Origin of the sequence: Actinoalloteichus hoggarensis (assembly GCF_002234535.1) — a bacterium.
Taxonomy (GTDB): Bacteria; Actinomycetota; Actinomycetes; order Mycobacteriales; family Pseudonocardiaceae; genus Actinoalloteichus_A; species Actinoalloteichus_A hoggarensis.
Map to the genome: position 1 here is coordinate 5,865,057 of NZ_CP022521.1, position 18,469 is coordinate 5,883,525.

An 18,469-nucleotide genomic window follows, 5' to 3' on the forward strand; every position below is an offset into this window, starting at 1 on the left:
TCGCGTCCGACACCGGGTCGCATGGCACACAGCCGCCCACGCGCCACTATCACCATGGGTGCACTGACAGCCACTTTCCGGTGAGGACGCCCACGTCCGGAAGGGGCCGGGCGCACTGTCACGGTCTACGAGGCCATGGCTTCGTTCATCGCGGCGGTTGACTCGCATCCCGGCCAAGGCACGCCACACGCGAACACTCTTTCGCGCCACTCACCCCAGATACCCGAACAACCCGTTCCAACGGCGCTGGTCTCCCTCGGCGGCGGCGATCAACACCTCCGGATCGATCCGCACGATCTTGCCGCTGTCTGCCGTCGGCAGCTGCTGGGCGAGGATCTCCGGCGGCTCGACGTCACCACGCGCCGGGAACTCCCCGATCTGACGAAACACATCCTGACCGCGCTTCGACAGATTCCACTCCAGGAACAGCTCGGCGGCGGCGGTGTTGACAGCCGAGTCCGTCATCCCGACGAAGTAGTCGTAGGCCGCCATTCCCTCGTCGGGGATGACGAAGTTCACCGGCGCGTTCTTGCTGGCGGCGATGTTGACGCTGCTGACGACGGCGGTGGCCACCGGGATCTCCCCCCGCGCGAGGCTCTCCAGCGCGGCGCTGGAGGAGTCGAAGATGCGGGGATCCTGCTCGGCCAGCGCGGGCAGGAAGTCCGGTCCCAGTTCCTCTTCTTGGAACCGGTTCAACGTCAGCGAGCTGCCGCCCGCGCCGACCTGGGTGATGCCCAGCCTGCCGCTCCACCTCGGGTCGGTGAGGTCGTGCCAGGACGTCGGCGCCTCCGCCGGCTCCACCAGCGCGGTGTTGTACGCGAAGGTGTAGAGCGGGTTGAAGACTCGGTAGAACTCGCCGTCGAAGTAGCGGACCGAGTCGTCGAGGTCGTCATAGGCCGACACGCGATGCGACTGGAACACCCCCGCGTCACGCATCCGGGAGGCGATGTCGAAGTCCGAGGTGCGGACGACGTCCGCGCCCAGGCGCCCCGCGCCCTGCTCGCTCAGGACCCGCTCGGACAGCCGGTTGGGCACCAGTCGGACCAGGTCGACGGTGATGCCGGTGTCCTCCTCGAAGACCTTGATGACCTCCTTCTCACTGTTCTCCACATAGCCGCTGTACAGCGACAGCCTGCCCTCCTCGACGGCGGCGTCGAACAGCGCGGCGTCGGCGACGCGCTCCCCGTCGATCACCAGGCCGTCAGAGGTGTCGACGTCGGCGGTGGAGTCCACCACCGGCTCGAACTGCGGCGGGGCACAGCCTGCGGCCACGAGTGCGCCCGCCACGGCGACGCAGGCGAGCATCCTGGTCCTTCTCATCGCGCACCATCCACGGTCTTGGCTCCGAACGACTTGGCCAGCAGCGCGATGATCAGGATGATCACGCAGTAGAGCAGGCTGACGGAGGCGGCGCCCTGCATGGCACCGTTGTCGTAGTTGTCGAAGATGAGGATCGACAGCAGTCGGGTGTCAGAGGTGAACAGGAACAACGCCGCCGACAGCTCACGCATGCAGAGCATGAGCAGCAGCAACACCGTCGAGACCATCCCGACCCGCATCAGCGGCAGCGTCACCCAGGACACCGCCTTGGCCCGTCGGGCGCCCAGCAGCACCGCGCTGTCCTCCAGATCGCGGTCGACCTGGAGGATCGAGGAGGTCACTCCCCGATAGCCCTGCGGCAGGAAGACCGCCATGAAGGCGATGACCAGGACGAACACCGTGCCGTAGACGGGCAGCGGGATCACCAGCCACGTCCACAGCAGGCCGAGGCCCAGCACGATGGCGGGCACGGCCAACGGGGCCATCGCCACGAACTCCAGCACCCGCCTGCCCGCGGAGTTGGTCCGATAGACGGTGTAGGCGACGACGAAGCTGACGGCCGTGCCCAGCAGGGCTGCCAGGACCGCGGTCACCGCGCTGTTGCCGGCCGACTGGAGGAAGTCGGGCGAGAGGATGAGCTGTCCGATCATGTAGAAGGACAGCGCTCCCGGCTCGGTGAGCTGGCCGAGCGAGGAGACGTACGGGGAACTCTGGAGCGCGGAGATCAGCAGCGCGCCGATCGGCAGCACCACCGCCAGCAGGAAGTACACCAGCGCCGCGATGAAGAGCGGCCAGCGCCACCGGCCCAGCGACACCAGCTTCGTCTTGACGCCCTTGCCGGTGCCGGTGGTGAACTTCCGACGCATCACCGCCCGCTGCTGGAGGGCGGTCACGATCAGGAGTACGGCCGTCAGTGTGATCGCCACCGCCGCCGCCTCGGTCCCTCGGGACGGCGAGGCGTTCATGAGCCGGTAGATGAAGCTCGGCAGTGTCTCGACCTGGCCGGGGTTGCCGATGACCTGGGCGACGGGGAAGTTCTCCATCGTCAGCGCGAAGATCAGCACGCCGGAGCCGAGGATCGCGGGCAGGGCGAGCGGGAACGTCACCCAGCTCAGGGTCCGCCTGCGGGTCCCGCCGTGGACGAACGCCGCCTCCTCCAGGTCGGGGTTCATCAGCGACAACGCCCCGTGGACCAGTAGAAAGGCATAGGGGGCGTAGTAGAGCGCCAGCACCATGATCAGGCCGGGCATGCTGTAGATGTTCAGCGTCACGTCGAGGCCGACGCTCTGGAACATCAGGTTGAGGAAGCCCGTGGCCGGGCTGCCCAGCAACGACCACGCCAGTGCGCCGACCAGGGACGGCAGGAACATCGGCGCGATGCCGACGAAGTAGAGGAACCGCCTGCCGGGCACGTCGGCCCGCGCGGCGAGGAACGCCAGTCCGCAGCCGATGGCCATGGCGAACACCGAGGCCAGCGCGGCGATGAGCACGGAGTTCCCGAGCGCGCCCAGCGCCTCGGCGGAACCGACGATGGCGAAGTTGTCCAGGGAGAGCGAGTCCAGGCCGATGGAGCCGGGACGCGGGACGTCGTCGCTGAACGCCGCGAGCGCGATGAAGAGCATGGGCAGCACCACGAAAATGCCGAGCACCACCAGCAGCACCCCGGTGGGCGCGCCCTGACGCAGCCTTCGTACGAGTGTTCTCACGTCCGCACCTCCGAGGGGAGCACCTGGACGGCGGACGGGGCGGCCGAGGCCCAGACCTCGGCGCCGACCGTCAGCAGCGGCGCCGAGCCCTTGCCGACGACGGCGTCGAGTTCCGGGCCGCCCTTGAGCGCCACGCGGTAGCGCACCGAGGCGCCCTGGTAGGCGACGACCTCGACCCGGCCGAGCCAGTCGTTGCCGTCGCGCAGCGGCTCGCCGCTGAGTCGGACGTCCTCCGGTCGGATGCAGGCCTGCGGCGAGTCGAGGTCGCCGGGCACGTTCTGGGCCAGCACCTCCACGTCGTGGCCGGTCAGCCCGAAAAGCTCGCCGCCGTCGGCCGTGCCGCGCGGGACGCAGGGGAAGACGTTGGACACGCCGAGGAAGTCGGCGATCGAGGCAGAGCAGGGGTTCTCGTAGATCCGCTCCGGCCGGTCGATCTGCACGATCCGACCGCCCTGCATGAGGGCGATCCGGTCGGCGAGCGCCAGCGCCTCGGACTGGTCGTGGGTGACGTAGACACAGGTCAGGTTGAGTCGCTGCTGGATCTCACGCAGTTCCAGCCGCAGCCGGTCGCGCAGGCGGGCATCGAGGTTGGACAGCGGCTCGTCCAGCAGCAGCACGCTCGGGCGCATCACCAGGCTCCTGGCCAGCGCGACTCGCTGCATCTGACCGCCGCTGAGCAGGCTGGCACCCCGGTCGGCGAACTCGGCGAGACCGACGATCTCCAGCGTCTCGGTGACGCGCTGCCGGATCTCGTCCTTCGGCAGCTTCTGCTGCCGGAGCGGGAACGCGACGTTCTGGAAGATCGTCCGGTGCGGCCAGACCGCGTACGACTGGAAGACCATGCCGACGTTGCGGCGGTTCGGCGGGACCTCCACGCCGCGTTCGGCGTCGAAGACGACCGTGTCGCCGATGGTGATCCGCCCCCGAGTCGGGGTCTCCAGTCCTGCCACGCACCGCATGGTCGAGGTCTTGCCGCAGCCGGACTTGCCGAGCAGGACCACCGACTCGCCGTCCTCGACGGTGATGTCGAGATCGTCGACGGCGACGGCTCCCCCGTAGGCGAGCGTGATGTTCTCCAACTGAACCTTCATGACAGCTCCCTTGCTGTCGGGCCGCCGTGTCAGCACGCGGTCGGCGAGATTGATGCCCGTGCGCGGTCCTCGCCGTCCTCGCCGGAGGGCGGCCGCGGTGCGAGGGGTCGCAGCGCGTCCACGCCCTCGGGTCAGGACGAGAGGGAGCCCGGGACGGGCACTCGGACCGGAACCAGCAGTTCCGCGGTCGCGATTCGTCGCGCGGCACGGTGCAGGGTCACCGCTCGTACCGCTCCCGAATCGTCGAGATCGATGTCGACCGGCACCACGCCCACCGGGGTGCCGAGCCGGATCGAGGTCTGCACCGGCCGGTTTCCGGCCAGTGTCGCCGGGAGAGTCCCCGTTGTCACCACCCCGGCCGCCACAGCGACCGCCGAGGTCAGGCCGATGGCGGGGTGCGGCGCGTGCATGGAGAGCATCCGGACGGCGAGGTCGTGATCGGCCGCGGCCACCGCCACACCCGTCGAGGTGCGGTACGGCGCCGGGGCCGCGACGACTCCCACCTTCGGCACGCCGTGGCGCACCGGGTCCTGCGGGGTGTCCAGGCCCATACGCAAAGCGCCGAGTCTGCGCAGCCTGCGCAGCTCGGGGACGAAGGCCTCGAACTCCTCGACGGACTCGTGGGCGGTTGCGCCGATCTGTCGGGCGTCGACGAGCATCGCGGGGGCGCCCGCGTCGATGAGACTGGCGTCGACGGAGTCCACCCGGTCCACCGCGTCGCCGGTGGGCAGCAGGGCTCCGGTGCTGGTCCCCGCCGGGTTCAGGAACCCGAGCGCCACGGGCACGCCGGCCGCCGCCGAGCCGGGGACGGTCTGACCGCCGAGCTCGGGAACGATCCCGTCCGGGGTGGGCACGGTAGCGGTCAGGACGGCTCCGGTGTTGCGGTTGCGCATCCGGACCACGCTGACGGGGTGACGCGCGTCGACCAGCCCGGTCTGGAGCGCGTACAGGCCGACGGCGGTCGCGCAGTTGCCGCAGTTGCTCCCCCACTCGACGCCGTCGAAGCCGATGCCTACCTGGGCGAAGAGGTACTCGATGTCGACCTCGGCATCGGCGGATCTCCTGACGATCGCCGCCTTGGACGTGGTGGAGGTCGCCCCGCCGACGCCGTCGATCTGCCGGGGGTCCGAGGAGCCGAAGGCGGCGGCGAGGACGCGGTCGAGCGACGGCTCGGCGGGCATGGCGGACTCGTCGAACACCCAGCATTTGCTGGTGCCCCCGCGCATCAACGTCCCTGGTAGGCGCAGCACCCGACGTCCTCTCACTCCCGATCGGCGACTCACGGGTGTAGAGACTGCGACAGCCGAGCCTTCAGTACAATCTCGAAGAAGTACGGTCCCGTTCAGTTCTGCTTAAGGCTCTGAGATCATGTCGCTCGATGTTCGTCGCATGCTGCTGCTCGCCGAGGTGGCCGCGCACGGTTCGCTCACCGCGGCGGCGCAGGCCTTGGCCTACACCCCGTCGGCGGTGTCCCAGCAGATCGGCAAACTGGAGATCGAGGCAGGTCAGCCCCTGTTGGAGCGGCATGCACGCGGCGTGGAGCTGACGCTGGCGGGACGGGCGCTGGTGGAGCACGCGCAGCGCATCGACCGCCAGCTGCGGGCGGCCAGGGCGGAGCTCGACGACATCGCCGGGCTGCGGTCGGGCGAACTGCGGATCGGGTCCTTCCCGACGGCGGGTTCGTCGCTGCTGCCGCTGGTGGTCCGGGGGCTCGGCCGCGCGCATCCGGCGGTGCGGCTCGTGGTGCGCAGCGCGCAGCTCACCGGACTGCTCAACATGCTGGAGAGCCGAGAGATCGAGCTGGGGCTGCTGTGGGACTACGACTGGTCACGGGTGGACGATCCCTCGTTGGCGCTGACGCCGCTGCTCGCCGATCCCACCGCCCTCATCGTGTCCCGCGATCATCCGCTGGCGGGCCGTGCCTCGGTGAATCTGCGCGAGTTGGCGGACGAGACCTGGATCACCCGAGCCGACGACCATCCGGTCGCCGAGGTGCTCGCGCGCAGCGCGCACGCGGCGGGCTTCGAACCGCAGATCGCCTTCCACGCGCACGACTACCAGGAGGCACAGGCCATGGTGGCCATCGGCCTCGGGATGGCCTTGGCACCCCGCTTGGCGTTGACGAATCTGCGATCCGGGATCGCCGTGGTCCCGCTCGCCTCCGCGCCGACTCGGCGCATCCTGCTGGCCCGGCTCGCCGCCCGCAGGCCCACGCCGACCGAGACGGCGGCGGAACAGGTGTTCGTGGAGGTCGCGCGGGATCTGGCCGGCCAGGTCGGGATCGCGGAGCCCCACCCGGCGGCACGGTAGGGCGAGAGTCCGGCGGACGGGCGCACCGCCGCGACGGGGCACACGGGCAGGCCGTCCCCGAGGTGCGGGAGCGCGGGCGCGTCGGCATCGGCGGTTTCCCACGGCGGCGGGCGACTCTCCCGGGCGACGGGCGACGGGCGACGGGCGACGGGCGACGGGCGGATGGTCGGCGAACACGGCAGGCCTGACCCGCACCGAGGCCGCGACGGGGGTGGCGGGCCGCGACGAGGTCCGCACCGGCGGCGGCGACGGTGCAGGCGACGCGACGCGACGCCGAGCGGATACGAACGCCGACGATCCCACCGAGACCCGACCTGGCCGGGACTAGAGTCTCTGCACTGTGCGTCTCATTCTCGCCTCGGCGTCCCCGGCCCGCCTCAACGTCCTGACGACGGCGGGCATCGATCCCGTCGTGCGCGTCTCCGGTGTCGACGAGGAGGCGATCATCCGCGGCCTGCGCCGAGCCGATCCGCCTCGCCTCGTGGTGGCGCTCGCCGCCGCCAAGGCCGAGGCCGTCGCGCTCAGCGTGGCGGCCGAGTTCCCGGACGCGGTGATCATCGGCTGCGACTCGATGTTGGCGGTCGAGGGCCCGGACGGCGTCGAGGCGGTGGGCAAACCGGGCACCGTGGAGGTGGCGAGGGCGCGCTGGCAGCAGATGGCGGGCACCACCGGCGAGCTGCTGACCGGGCACTCGGTGCTGCGCGTCGAGAACGGCAGGACGACCAGGACCGCGGAGGGCATCGCGGGGACGACCGTGCGTTTCGCCGAGCCGAGCGAGGCCGATCTGGAGGCCTATCTCGCGACGGGCGAACCCCTGGCGGTGGCGGGCGGCTTCACGCTGGACGGCATGGGCGGCTGGTTCGTCGAGGGCATCGAGGGCGATCCGTCGAACGTCATCGGCATCAGTCTGCCGCTGACCCGCCGACTGCTGGCGGCCGTGGACGTGAGTGTGGTGTCGCTGTGGCGTTAGGGGGCGAGGGGACCACGCCCGGCGGAGCCGGCACGGCGGCCACCGACGGCGGAGCCGACGCGACGAACACCGACGGCCGAGCCACCAGCGCCGACGCCGACGGCCGAGCCGACACGGTGCGTGCCGACGCGGCAGGCGCCGCACACCGATCGGGCGCGCCTCGGAAGACCGGCGCGTCCGAGAGGACTGCCACGGCCATGCCCGTGCGGGCGAGCGACACCGCGCGGCTGCTCGGCGTCGACGCGGCCAGGGGACTCGCGGTGCTGGGCATGTTCGCCGCTCACCTGGGCCCGCATCCGAGGGACGGCGGGGCTGGCGAGGCGATGTGGATGTTCCACGGCTTCCCCTCAGCACTGTTCGCGCTGTTGGCAGGCCTCTCCCTCGCGCTGCTCACCGGCGGTGCGAACCCGGTTCGCGGCGCGGCGCGGCGGACGGCGGCGCTGCGCATCCTGCTGCGCGCGCTGCTGTTGTTCCCCCTCGGTCTGCTGCTGGCCGCGCTCGGAACGAACGTGCTGGTCATCCTCTGCTATTACGCGATCTACTTCGTGCTGGCGCTGCCGATGCTGTGGCTGCGACCGCTGGTGGTGGCGTCGTGCGCCGGAGTCCTGGCCGTCGGCGGGCCGCTGCTGTCCTTCGTGATCCGCGGTGCCGTCGAACCGATGCAGGGCCCGTTCGAGTACACCCGCTTCTCGCTCGCCGACGGCGACGGCCTGCTCGCCCTGTTCGTCAGCGGCACGTATCCGGCGTTGACCTGGCTGCCCTTCGTCCTGGCCGGGGTGGTGCTGGGCAGGCTCCGGCTGCGTCGGCTCCGGGCGGCGGCATGGACCGCCGTGGCGGGCGGCGCGGCCGTGCTGCTCGGCTACGGCGGCTCGTGGCTGGTCTCGACGCGATTCGGCGCCAGGCAGCGGCTGCACGAGCTGCTGGCCGGTGGGCTGGCGCCCACGCCGATCGGCAGCGGGGCGTCCGACTCGGTCGAGGCCGTGGCCGCGCTGGACGAGCGCATCCGCTGGGGCATGCTCGGCACCGTGCCCACCACCGACCCGGCCTGGCTCTCCATCGCGTCGCCCCATTCGGGGACCCCGTTCGATGTCGTGGGTGCCACCGGGGTGGCGCTGCTGGTGCTTGCGGCGTGTCTGTTCCTGGTCCGCGCCGGCGTGGTCCGGAGCGTTCTCAGCCCGATCATCGCAGTCGGCTCGATGCCGCTGACGATCTACAGCGGGCATCTGGTCGGCCTGGCGATGCTGGGCTCCGTGCCTCCTGAACTGGACTTTCCCGTGTTGATCAGCTTCATCGTGGGGGCGGGCGCGTTTGCGATGGTCTGGCACCGCTTCGTCGGCAGGGGTCCGTTGGAGCAGGGGTTGCACTCCTTCGCTCACCGGGTCGCGCCCGGCGAACCGCTCAAGCACCCAGGGTGATTGTTTGCTTCCCGTTAGCTGAGAAGCCCCGTTTAGGTCTCGCTCATTGGTGTGAGCGTGCCTACAGTCTGTCGGCAGAAGGAATTTCCGACTCCTGACAGGCGTGGAACCCAGCGTTATGCGTATCCGATCGCGACGACCGTTGCTGACCTGCCGCCGACACGTGGACCTGTGTCGGCAGGCCAGCGCCGTCTGTCCGGGTTGACGGCTCACCCCATCCGGCTCGACCAGCCCGGCCCGTCACCCTCACCCGCGAACTCGCTCGGAGCGTCCTCGTGTCCACTGCCTCTGCCGCGCCTGCCCGCCGAAGACTCGTCAAGATCCCACTCGCCGTCCAGATCCTCCTGGCGCTGGCACTGGGCGTCGTCCTCGGCCTGACCGCCCGCGCCCTGAGCCTGGAATGGCTCACCGTCACCCTCCAGACGCTCGGCTCGACCTTCGTCAGCCTGCTCCAGGTGACCGTCGTGCCCCTGGTCTTCACCGCGATCGTGGTGAGCATCGCCAGCCTGCGTGACCTCGGCCGAGGACCTGCGGCGGTCGCCCGACTGGGCGGCAAGACGCTCCTGTGGTTCGCCACCACGGCCTTCATCTCGGTGCTGATCGGCATCGCGACCGGCCTGATCAGCAACCCGGGCCGCGGATTGGACCTGACTCCCGATCCGGACGTCGTCGAACAGCTGGCCGAGCGTGAGCCGGGCACCTGGCTGGACTTCGTCACCGGATTGGTGCCGAGCAACCTGTTCAGCGCCTTCGCCGAGGGCGCCGTCCTCCAGGTCGTCGTGGTGTCGGTACTGGTCGGCGCGGCGGCCTACAGCCTGGGACGGCGCGCGGAGCCGTTCGTCGCGGTCAACCGCTCGATCCTGGAGATCGTGCAGAAGCTGCTCTGGTGGCTGGTCCTGCTCGCCCCCATCGGCGTGCTGGGTCTGATCGGCCGCGCCGTGGCGACCTACGGCCTCGGCGAGACGCTGGCCCCGCTGGCCAGGCTGGGCATCGGCGTGTACGTCGCCTGCCTCGTGGTGCTGGCGGGCGTATATCCGCTGCTGCTGGCCCTGTTCGCCAAGGTTCGCCCCGGCATCTACTTCCGCAAGGTCTGGCCCGTCCTCCAGTTCGCCTTCGTCTCCCGGTCCTCCGGCGCGACGCTGCCGCTGTCCCGCCAGACCACCATCAACCTGGGTGTCGACCGCCGATACGCCGACTTCGCCGTGCCGCTGGGCGTGACGACGAAGATGGACGGCTGCGCCGCGATCTACCCGGCCATCGCCACGATCTTCATCGCCCAGGTCTACGGCGTGCCGCTCTCACTCGGCGACTACGTGCTGATCGCCCTGGTCCCGGTCGTGGCGACCGGCGCGAGCGCCGGAGTGGCGGGCTGGTTCACCGCCTTGACCCTGACGTTGAGCACGGTCGGCCTGCCCCTGGAGGGCATCGCCCTGGTGCTGGCCATCGACCCCATCCTGGACATGATCCGCACCGCGACCAACGTCGCGGGGCAGATCACCATCCCGGTGCTGGTGGCCCGCAACGAGGGGCTGCTGGACGACGAGATCCTCAACTCCACCGAGAAGCACCTGCTCGATCCGCGATCGGCCGTCGAGAACAACGAGGAGACGGACGCCGCGGGCTCGGGCGGCACGGCGGCAGGCAGCACGGCGGCGGACTCGGAGGCGACCGAACCCGGAACGGACGCGGCGCCCGACGGCGACCGCATCGGCGCCGAGAGCCGGTAACCACCGCCGACTCCGAGGAGGACGGCGCGCAGGGCATAGGACCCGCTCGGACCAGGCTCCTAGACTCCACGGGTCACGTCTCGTGAAGCCCGCGGGCCGACGCAGGCCTGTGGGACGAGGAGGGAGCATCGTGCCCGATCCGGTAGCCGAGAAGACCCACAAGGTCTCCGAGCAGGTCCGCGCCCAACCGCTGCGCAAGGTCCTCGTCGCCAACCGGGGCGAGATCGCCGTCCGGGTCGTCCGAGCCTGCCGAGACGCGGGCCTCGCCAGCGTGGCGGTCTACGCCGACTCCGACCGCGACGCCCCGTTCGTCCGGCTCGCCGACGAGGCGTTCGCCCTGGGCGGCGACACCGCGTCGACCAGCTATCTCGACATCGACAGGATCATCGACGCCGCCCGACGCAGCGGCGCCGACGCGGTGCACCCCGGCTACGGGTTCCTGTCCGAGAACGCCGACTTCGCCCAGGCCGTCCTCGATGCGGGTCTGACCTGGATCGGCCCCAGCCCCGCGGCCATCCGGGACCTCGGCGACAAGGTCACCGCGCGGCACATCGCGATGCGGGCGGGCGCCCCGCTCGCGCCGGGCACCAAGGAGCCGGTGTCCGGGCCTGCGGAGATCCTCGCCTTCACCGCGGAACACGGCCTCCCGGTGGCGATCAAGGCCGCCTTCGGCGGTGGCGGACGCGGGCTCAAGGTGGCCCGCACCGTCGAGGAGATCCCCGAGATGTTCGACAGCGCCGTACGCGAGGCGCAGAGCGCGTTCGGGCGTGGCGAGTGCTTCGTCGAGCGCTACCTGGACCGGCCCCGACACGTCGAGGCGCAGGTGCTGGCCGACCAGCACGGCACGGTGATCGTCGTCGGCACCCGAGACTGCTCCCTCCAACGCAGGCATCAGAAGCTGGTCGAGGAGGCCCCGGCCCCCTTCCTCACCGACGAGCAGCGCAAGACCATCCACGAGGCCGCCCGCGCCATCTGCCTCGAAGCCGGCTACCACGGGGCAGGAACCGTGGAATTCCTCGTCGGCACGGACGGCACGATCTCGTTCCTGGAGGTCAACACCCGGTTGCAGGTGGAGCACCCGGTCAGCGAGGAGACCGCCGGAATCGACCTGGTGCTCGAACAGTTCCGCATCGCGGCGGGCGAGCGCCTGCCCTACGACGGCGATCCCGCCCCGCGCGGCCACTCCATCGAGTTCCGCGTCAACGGGGAGGACGCGGGTCGGGGCTTCCTACCCGCTCCCGGCACCGTCACCCGCTTCGTTCCTCCGGCGGGCCCCGGCGTCCGCGTGGACGCGGGGGTGGAGAGCGGCAGCGTCGTCGGCGGTCGGTTCGATTCGCTGCTCGCGAAGCTGATCGTCACGGGCAGCACCCGTGAGCAGGCGCTACGCCGCGCACGGCGGGCCTTGGACGAGTTCGTCGTCGAGGGGATGGCCACCGTGCTGCCCTTCCACCGCGCCGTGGTCACCGACCCCGCCTTCACCGCCGCCGCGGGCTTCGCCGTGCACACCCGGTGGATCGAGACGGAGTTCGACAACACCATCCCGCCCTTCACCGGCCCGGCAGGCGCCGAGGACGAGGAGGCGGAGCGACAGACCATGGTGGTGGAGGTCGGGGGTCGCAGGCTGGAGGTGTCGCTGCCCGCCGGGCACGCGGTCGGGGCACCGACGCGGCAGAAGGCGGCGCCCCGTAAGCGGGGCCGCGGCGGGACGAAGGCCGCGGTCTCCGGCGACGCGGTGACCGCGCCCATGCAGGGCACGGTGGTCAAGCTGGCCGTCGCCGACGGCGCGGTGGTCGCCGCGGGCGATCTGCTCGTCGTGCTGGAGGCCATGAAGATGGAGAACCCGGTGGTCGCCCACAAGGCAGGCACGGTGCACGGGCTGTCCGCGGTCCCCGGCGCGACCGTCGCCCAGGGCAGCCAGCTGTGTGAGATCAAGGACTGACGAGGAGCCGGACGGCCACACCGCGGCCCCCGGCTCCCGCCGGGCGCCCGGCGCCGCGGTCGAGAACGGTCGGTTCCTCGGCCGATCGCCGCGCCCCGCCGAGATTGATGGGTGTGAACGACGAGAAGCGGCGGGGAGAAGGACTAGCATCGGAGCTTGTGGAGGACTTCTGGTCGCCTGACATGCGCATCGGCGATGCCGAGCGCGAAGAGGCCGTCGAAGTCCTCGGCAGGCATCTGGCCGACGGCAGGCTCGACATCACCGAGTACGGCGATCGTTGTGCCCGTGCTTCGACGGCCCGGGTCCGCGGCGACATCGTGGCGGTCTTCGCGGACCTCCCCCAGCCGCGCCCGAAGTTCCTGACGCCTCGGCCGCCGCCCCCGCCGCCCGCTCCCGCTCCGCCGCCGCACGCGCCCGCCCGTGCACGCCGGCATCCGCTGGACCGGGCACTGATGACCGTGGTCTGGCTGGTGGCGGCGGTGCTGGCCGTCGTCACCAGGAACCTGTTGATCCTGGCGCTTCCGCTCGTGCTGACCATGATCCTGCGCTGGCGCTGATCGTCGACCCCGGCGACGGGACGCCCAGCACGACGCGGCACTCGCCGGCGGCGACGCACGTCTCGCCCGTCCGCGGAGACCGCCCCGCCGTCGACGGCACGCCCGTCCCCGTCATCCGACACATCGCACCGCAGACGATCGCGGCTGCCCCGCCCGCCCCACGCGGGACGCCGACGACAGCGAACGGGACTCCGACGCGAACCGGGGACGACGACCGACGAGGACCACGGGTAGGCGCCCGGTTACGGTACGGCCATGACCGAGCGTCGTCTCGCCTTCGCGGCCCGATGTGCCGCCGGACTCATCGCCGTGCTCACCACATCGGCCTGTGTCGACGGCGCAGGCGGACGGGCGGCGCACACGGACCCGCCGCACCTGTCCGCACCGCTGCCCAGCATCTCGTCCCCGGCTCCGCCGCCGCGCCCGCACGAGATCAGCCTCGTCGACGTCGACCCGTGTGCCCTGCTCACCGAGGCACAGCGCAGCCAGCTCGGTTTCGACCGTCCGCCACAGCCCGGGGTCGAGGACGGATTCGGAGACGCCGCCACGTGCAGCCTCCGTAACAGCCAGGGCCTGGTCGGCGCTCGGATCGCGCTGGTCACGGTGGAGGGCGTGGGCGTGTGGACCGACGACACGGCGCAGGTCGACGTCGAGCACGTGGAGGTGGCGGACTTCCCCGCCATCGTGGTGCGGACTCCGATGGTCGACACGGTGTGCAATGTGGAGGTCGACGTGGCCGAGGGCCAGTTCCTCGACATCCTCTACCGGGACGACGGGGCGAAGCCCCCGGTCCCGCTGGACCAGTTGTGTGCGGGCGCGCAACGCATCGCAGAGGTGACGATGACGTCACTGACGGCCTCGAACTGAGTCGTCTGTGCAGGTCAGCCACCCCTTCACGGTGAGCTACCACGCTGCGCGAGTGAACCACTCCACAGTGTCATGAATTCGGGCTAAGGTGAGTCGATCCATGCCGAGCTGGAGGTACACATGCCATCCACTTCCATTCCCGGCTCCGACTCGACGACGTCGGTGCCCGACGCGGCAGGCGTCGGCGACGACGGACTCTACGTGGAACCGGAGGCGATCCCGGAGATCACTCGCTCGCTTCAGGCGGCGCTGGACCAGCTCGGTCCGCAGATCGAACACGCCTTCAACGACCTGCGCATCGTCCCGTGGGCGGGCGATCCGGTCAGTCAGGAGGCGGCGGAGCAGTTCAACGAACTCTCCTTCGGCGGCAGCGAGGCCGCCTTCGACGCGCTGTGCGGATACCGCGACCAGCTGCAGTCGGCGGCCGGAACCCTGGAAGAGGCACAGGCGCAGTACCGCCGCATCGACGACGACAACGCGGACCTATTGGAAGCCAACGGATGCTGAACACTCACGTCGGGGGTGAGCTGGAAGCATGAGCGGGCGACACCGCTGGAACGGCTACACGCACCAGGAACTGTACGAGAAGATCAATGCCGGGCCGGGGCCCTCGGCCTCGGAGGCGTCGGCGGACCGCTGGCTGGCCGTGGCGCGCGCGTTGACCACGATCAGTGCGGACGTACAGCACGCCCTCGTCAAGTCGGGTTCCCGCTGGACGGGAGCGGCGGCCGACGGCACCAGGGCGGGCCTGCATCCGCTCGGTCAGTGGGCGATCGAAGCACGCGGGAGCGCCGAGGCGATGCGGGCCGCGGCCGAGCAGCAGGCGGAGAACATCGGCAAGGCTCGATCGGACATGCCCGCTCCGGTCGCGGCTCCGTCCGGGCAGCCCTCGGAGGCCGGCGGGCTGTCGGGCTTGTTCAGCGGTCAGATCGACTTCGAGATCCGCGAGGCGCTCAGCGAGGCCGCCGAGGAGCGGGCCTTCGAGGTGATGAACAACTACGAGATCAGCACCGCGGGCATCACCGGCTCTCTCTCGCCCTTCACCAGGCCGCCGGACGTCGTGATCGCCGCGCCGGAGACGGTGCGCGGCGACGGCGCCTACATCCCCTCGGCCCGTTCGGGGACCGGTGCGCCGACCGGGCGGGGCACACCCGCCGCTCGTCGGGCGCCCACGACCAACCGCGCCCCCGGCCCGCGGCTGCCCGCGGCGAGGACTCCGACGCCCGGGGAACGACACGCCGCGAGCCGCGGCGGCCCGACGGGGGGTGCTCGACCAAGTCAGGCGACCACACCCGGCAGACACGGCTCGTCATCGCAGCAGGCCGCACCGCAGCGGGTGACGCCGTCGGGGACGGGCGGAGCCTCCCCCCAGCAGCAGGCGCCGCGAGCCGTGCCCGCCTCGTCGACTCCGGTGTCGCTCACCGGCCCTGCCGCGGCCGTCGTCACGCGGTCCGGCGGCCCGCCTCCCCAGGGAGTCACGCTGATCCCGCAGGCCAGGACGGACGGCGAGTCGTCCGTCTCGATCGGACAGCCCGCCTTCGAGGCCGCGCCGCGATATCTGGAGTCCACCGGCGACCTGTTCGGCCAGAGTCTCCTGGTGAGCCCGCCGGTCCTCGGCGAAGGACCCGCGTGACCGAGATGGATCACGATCCGGCTCCACCGACGATCAGCCTGACGGCGGTGGAGTTCGACGTGCTCTGGGAACATCTGAGGCCCGGCCGGATGCCGTTGGCGGTGAAGGTGCCCTCCCCCGGCCGCACCCATGAGGAGCGGACCAGACTCGCGATGGAGGTCTGGGCCTCGCTGGCCGAACGCCGCCTCGGCAGACCGGGCGCCCTCGACGACGATCTGGTCGGGCTGATCACCGCGCTGGGCAGGCCGGATGTCGAACTGGACGGCAGGCTCTGGCTGAGCGGTCGCCAGGTCCGGGTGATCGCGGCGATCACCGGCGACGTCGGGGTACGAGCCGTCCTCGACGGCGGTTCCCTCCGCCTGACGCCGGTCGTCCGGACCGGTCTGACCAGGGCGGTGCTCGACGTGCTGCCTGCCCGGCCGCCCGGCCTCGGCAGCTCGGTGACCCTGCGCAGTGCCGATCTCGATCAGGCGGCGAAGGCGGCGGGCCGCGATCCGGCGGCGCTCGCGCGGCTGCTGGCCGGAACGGAGCTGCGGCCGTCGGATGCCGAGACGCTGGGGAACATGGTGCGCGGGGCAGGCGACCGCGGTCAGTTCGGCTCGGCGAGCCGCAACGCCTGGGGCCGACGCCTGCGGGCGCCCCGGGTGGTCGCCTTCTTCGACACTCCGAACGGTCGATACCTCCAGTCACGCCGCGAGGCAGCCGACGGCACGGAGTGGAGCACCGTGGCGCCCGCGAGCATCCGCATGCTCTACCACCAGGTGGAAGAGCTGCTCACCGATCCGGCGGAGCGACCCGTGGAGTTCCCGCTGTTCGTCTCCTGAGCGTGCCACGGCAGGCGGTGCCGCGACGTCACCGCCCTGCGGATCGTCGCCGCCGCTGCGGGTCGCCGCCCCATCCCGAGTCCACGCAGGGACCCGGCCCGCACCGCCGCCGATCGCGGCCGCAGGACCGCTCCGCCTGCAACGCCGACACGCGACGCACGCCCGCTCGCCGAACCGCCACGCCGGGACGGCACCCGCCGGCCGCACGGTCGACGCTCCGTGTGCGCTCCTGGTCCGCGGGCCGGCGACCGTCCCGATCCACGACGCACGAGCGCTCACCCGGTCACGGGTCCGCGTTCGGCCTCGCGACCCCCGAGGAGCATGCCGTGTCGAACGGTTCACACCACGCGTTCGGCCGGCACCCGGGTTCGTCCGCCGCGACCCGCCCGCTCAGGCAGGTTCCTGGATCTCCGGCCTCGCCTCGGGCGCCGCCGACCGACGTTCGTCGGCGGCCAGGTCGTCGGGCTGACTCTGCGAGTCCCGCTCCGCGTCGACCCGCGCCGTGTAGATCCGGATCTCCTCGGCCGCCCGCGCGTCGTCCCAGCCGAGCACCTCGCCCATCAGCCGCGCCACGGTCTCGGCGCACTCGATGCCGCGATGCGGGTATTCGATCGAGATCCTCGTCCGCCGGGTGAGCACGTCCTCCAGGTGCAGCGCACCCTCGTAGCCTGCGGCGTAGACGACCTCGACCTGGAGGTAGTCCGGCGCCGAGGGGATCGGCCGCAGGAGATCGGGACGGCCGGCGGCCTGCGCCAGCACCTGGTGGATCAGCGAGCCGTAGCGGTCGAGCAGGTGACGCACCCGGTAGGGATGCAGACCGTGCCGGGCGGCGAGTTGATCGGCCTGGTTCACCAGCGCGTGGTAGCCGTCGGCCCCGAGCAGCGGGACCTTGTCGGTGATCGAGGAGGCGCTGCGCCCGGGCAGGTCGGCAGCCACCGCGTCGACCGCGTCGGCGGCCATCACACGGTAGGTGGTGTACTTCCCGCCCGCGATGGCGACCATGCCCGGTGCGACCCGCGCCACCGCATGCTCCCTGGAGAGCTTCGAGGTGTCCTCACTCTCGCCGGTCAACAGCGGGCGGAGGCCCGCGTAGACGCCCTCGATGTCCTCCGGGACCAGCGGCGTCGCCAACACCTGGTTGACGTGATCGAGGATGTAGTCGATGTCGCGCTCGGTCGCCGCCGGGTGGGCGAGGTCGAGGTTCCACTCGGTGTCGGTGGTGCCGATGATCCAGTGGTTGCGCCAGGGGATGACGAAGAGCACGGACTTCTCGGTCCGCAGGATCAGCCCCGCCTCGGCGACGATGCGGTCGCGCGGGACGACGATGTGCACGCCCTTGCTGGCCTTGACGCGGAACCGGCCTCGACTGCCCGAGAGCCGCTGGAGTTCGTCGGTCCACACCCCCGTGGCGTTGACGACGGTCTGTGCGGTCACGTCGACCTCGTCGCCGGTCTCCACGTCGCGAACCCGGACGCCGGAGACTCGGTCCGCCTCTCTGAGGAAGCCCACCACCTGCGTGGAGGTCCGGACCACCGCACCGTAGTGCGCCGCGGTCCTGGCGACGGTCATCGTGTGCCGTGCGTCGTCGGCCTGGCTGTCGAAGTATCGGATGCCGCCGATCAGGGCGTCGCGCTTGAGCGCGGGGAACAGCCGCAGCGCCCCCGCCCTGGTCAGGTGCTTCTGACCGGGCACGGAACGGGCGCCGCCCATCGTGTCGTAGAGGAGCAGACCCGCGGCGGTGTAGGGGCGTTCCCAGATCCGGTGGCTCAGCGGGTACAGGAACGGCACCGGCTTGACCAGGTGCGGGGCGATCCTGGTCAGCATCAGCTCCCGCTCGCGCAGAGCCTCCCGGACCAGACCGAACTCCAGCTGTTCGAGGTAGCGGAGACCGCCGTGAAAGAGCTTGCTGGACCGACTCGACGTGCCCGACGCGAGGTCACGCGCCTCGACGAGCGCGACACGCATACCTCTGGTCGCCGCGTCGAGCGCGACGCCCGCGCCGGTGACGCCGCCGCCGACCACCACGACGTCGAAGCTCTCCGAGCCGAGTCGTGACCAGTTTCGACGTCGTTCCGCCGGGGTCAGCGCGCCCGCCTCCATGAGGGCCTGC

General features: G+C 71.2%; 16 protein-coding genes. 11 read left to right on the forward strand and 5 right to left on the reverse strand.

Annotated elements, in window-relative coordinates; all coding sequences use genetic code 11:
* Nucleotides 1-210: 210 nt before the first annotated feature.
* From AHOG_RS24950 to AHOG_RS24965, 4 genes are all read right to left on the reverse strand, one after another.
* A complete protein-coding gene (locus AHOG_RS24950) occupies nt 211-1,320 on the reverse strand; it encodes an ABC transporter substrate-binding protein (RefSeq protein ID WP_093943488.1) in 1,110 nt (369 codons plus the stop codon).
* Nucleotides 1,317-3,026: an ABC transporter permease gene (locus AHOG_RS24955; RefSeq protein WP_093943489.1), complete on the reverse strand. Its 1,710-nt coding sequence runs from the start codon at nt 3,024-3,026 to the stop codon at nt 1,317-1,319. Before AHOG_RS24955 ends, AHOG_RS24950 begins: the two co-directional genes overlap by 4 nt.
* The gene (locus AHOG_RS24960; protein WP_093943490.1) at nt 3,023-4,117 is read right to left on the reverse strand and encodes an ABC transporter ATP-binding protein; all 1,095 of its coding nucleotides are present in this window, start codon (nt 4,115-4,117) and stop codon (nt 3,023-3,025) included. Before AHOG_RS24960 ends, AHOG_RS24955 begins: the two co-directional genes overlap by 4 nt.
* 131 nt (nt 4,118-4,248) lie before the next feature.
* Nucleotides 4,249-5,367, reverse strand: coding sequence for a PrpF domain-containing protein (locus AHOG_RS24965; protein WP_093943491.1), 1,119 nt, complete (start codon nt 5,365-5,367; stop codon nt 4,249-4,251).
* Between the two features lie 118 nt (nt 5,368-5,485).
* On the opposite strand from AHOG_RS24965, the gene AHOG_RS24970 reads away from it, so the two are divergent.
* The 11 genes from AHOG_RS24970 to AHOG_RS25015 all read left to right on the forward strand — a co-directional run bounded on the left by AHOG_RS24970 (nt 5,486) and on the right by AHOG_RS25015 (nt 16,359).
* Nucleotides 5,486-6,427 (forward strand): LysR family transcriptional regulator, encoded by a 942-nt coding sequence (locus AHOG_RS24970; RefSeq protein ID WP_093943492.1) that lies wholly within the window; start codon nt 5,486-5,488, stop codon nt 6,425-6,427.
* A gap of 340 nt (nt 6,428-6,767) precedes the next feature.
* Nucleotides 6,768-7,397 (forward strand): Maf family protein, encoded by a 630-nt coding sequence (locus tag AHOG_RS24975; protein WP_093943493.1) that lies wholly within the window; start codon nt 6,768-6,770, stop codon nt 7,395-7,397.
* Nucleotides 7,388-8,812 (forward strand): DUF418 domain-containing protein, encoded by a 1,425-nt coding sequence (locus AHOG_RS24980; protein ID WP_093943494.1) that lies wholly within the window; start codon nt 7,388-7,390, stop codon nt 8,810-8,812. Before AHOG_RS24975 ends, AHOG_RS24980 begins: the two co-directional genes overlap by 10 nt.
* A gap of 118 nt (nt 8,813-8,930) precedes the next feature.
* Nucleotides 8,931-9,017 carry a putative leader peptide gene (locus AHOG_RS30635; protein ID WP_376700099.1) on the forward strand — a complete coding sequence of 29 codons (87 nt, stop codon included), beginning with the start codon at nt 8,931-8,933 and terminating at the stop codon, nt 9,015-9,017.
* Between the two features lie 70 nt (nt 9,018-9,087).
* Nucleotides 9,088-10,539 (forward strand): dicarboxylate/amino acid:cation symporter, encoded by a 1,452-nt coding sequence (locus tag AHOG_RS24985; protein WP_093943495.1) that lies wholly within the window; start codon nt 9,088-9,090, stop codon nt 10,537-10,539.
* 130 nt (nt 10,540-10,669) lie between these two features.
* Nucleotides 10,670-12,478: an ATP-binding protein gene (locus AHOG_RS24990; RefSeq protein ID WP_093943496.1), complete on the forward strand. Its 1,809-nt coding sequence runs from the start codon at nt 10,670-10,672 to the stop codon at nt 12,476-12,478.
* A gap of 113 nt (nt 12,479-12,591) precedes the next feature.
* Nucleotides 12,592-13,035 (forward strand): DUF1707 SHOCT-like domain-containing protein, encoded by a 444-nt coding sequence (locus AHOG_RS24995; RefSeq protein ID WP_157737033.1) that lies wholly within the window; start codon nt 12,592-12,594, stop codon nt 13,033-13,035.
* A 255-nt stretch (nt 13,036-13,290) separates the two neighbouring features.
* Nucleotides 13,291-13,902 carry a DUF3558 domain-containing protein gene (locus AHOG_RS25000; protein WP_093943498.1) on the forward strand — a complete coding sequence of 204 codons (612 nt, stop codon included), beginning with the start codon at nt 13,291-13,293 and terminating at the stop codon, nt 13,900-13,902.
* A 120-nt stretch (nt 13,903-14,022) separates the two neighbouring features.
* Entirely contained in the window at nt 14,023-14,409 is a 387-nt protein-coding gene (locus AHOG_RS25005) for a hypothetical protein (RefSeq protein WP_093943499.1), read from the forward strand.
* 28 nt (nt 14,410-14,437) lie between these two features.
* Complete coding sequence (locus tag AHOG_RS25010) at nt 14,438-15,535, forward strand: PPE domain-containing protein (RefSeq protein WP_093943500.1); 1,098 nt, start codon at nt 14,438-14,440, stop codon at nt 15,533-15,535.
* Nucleotides 15,536-15,540: 5 nt separating this feature from the next.
* The gene (locus tag AHOG_RS25015) at nt 15,541-16,359 is read left to right on the forward strand and encodes an ESX secretion-associated protein EspG (protein ID WP_093944794.1); all 819 of its coding nucleotides are present in this window, start codon (nt 15,541-15,543) and stop codon (nt 16,357-16,359) included.
* Nucleotides 16,360-16,749: 390 nt separating this feature from the next.
* On the opposite strand, the gene glpD is transcribed toward AHOG_RS25015, so the two are convergent.
* On the reverse strand, nt 16,750-18,459 hold the full coding sequence (gene glpD / locus AHOG_RS25020; RefSeq protein ID WP_093944795.1) for a glycerol-3-phosphate dehydrogenase: 1,710 nt from the start codon (nt 18,457-18,459) through the stop codon (nt 16,750-16,752).
* Nucleotides 18,460-18,469 lie beyond the last annotated feature (10 nt).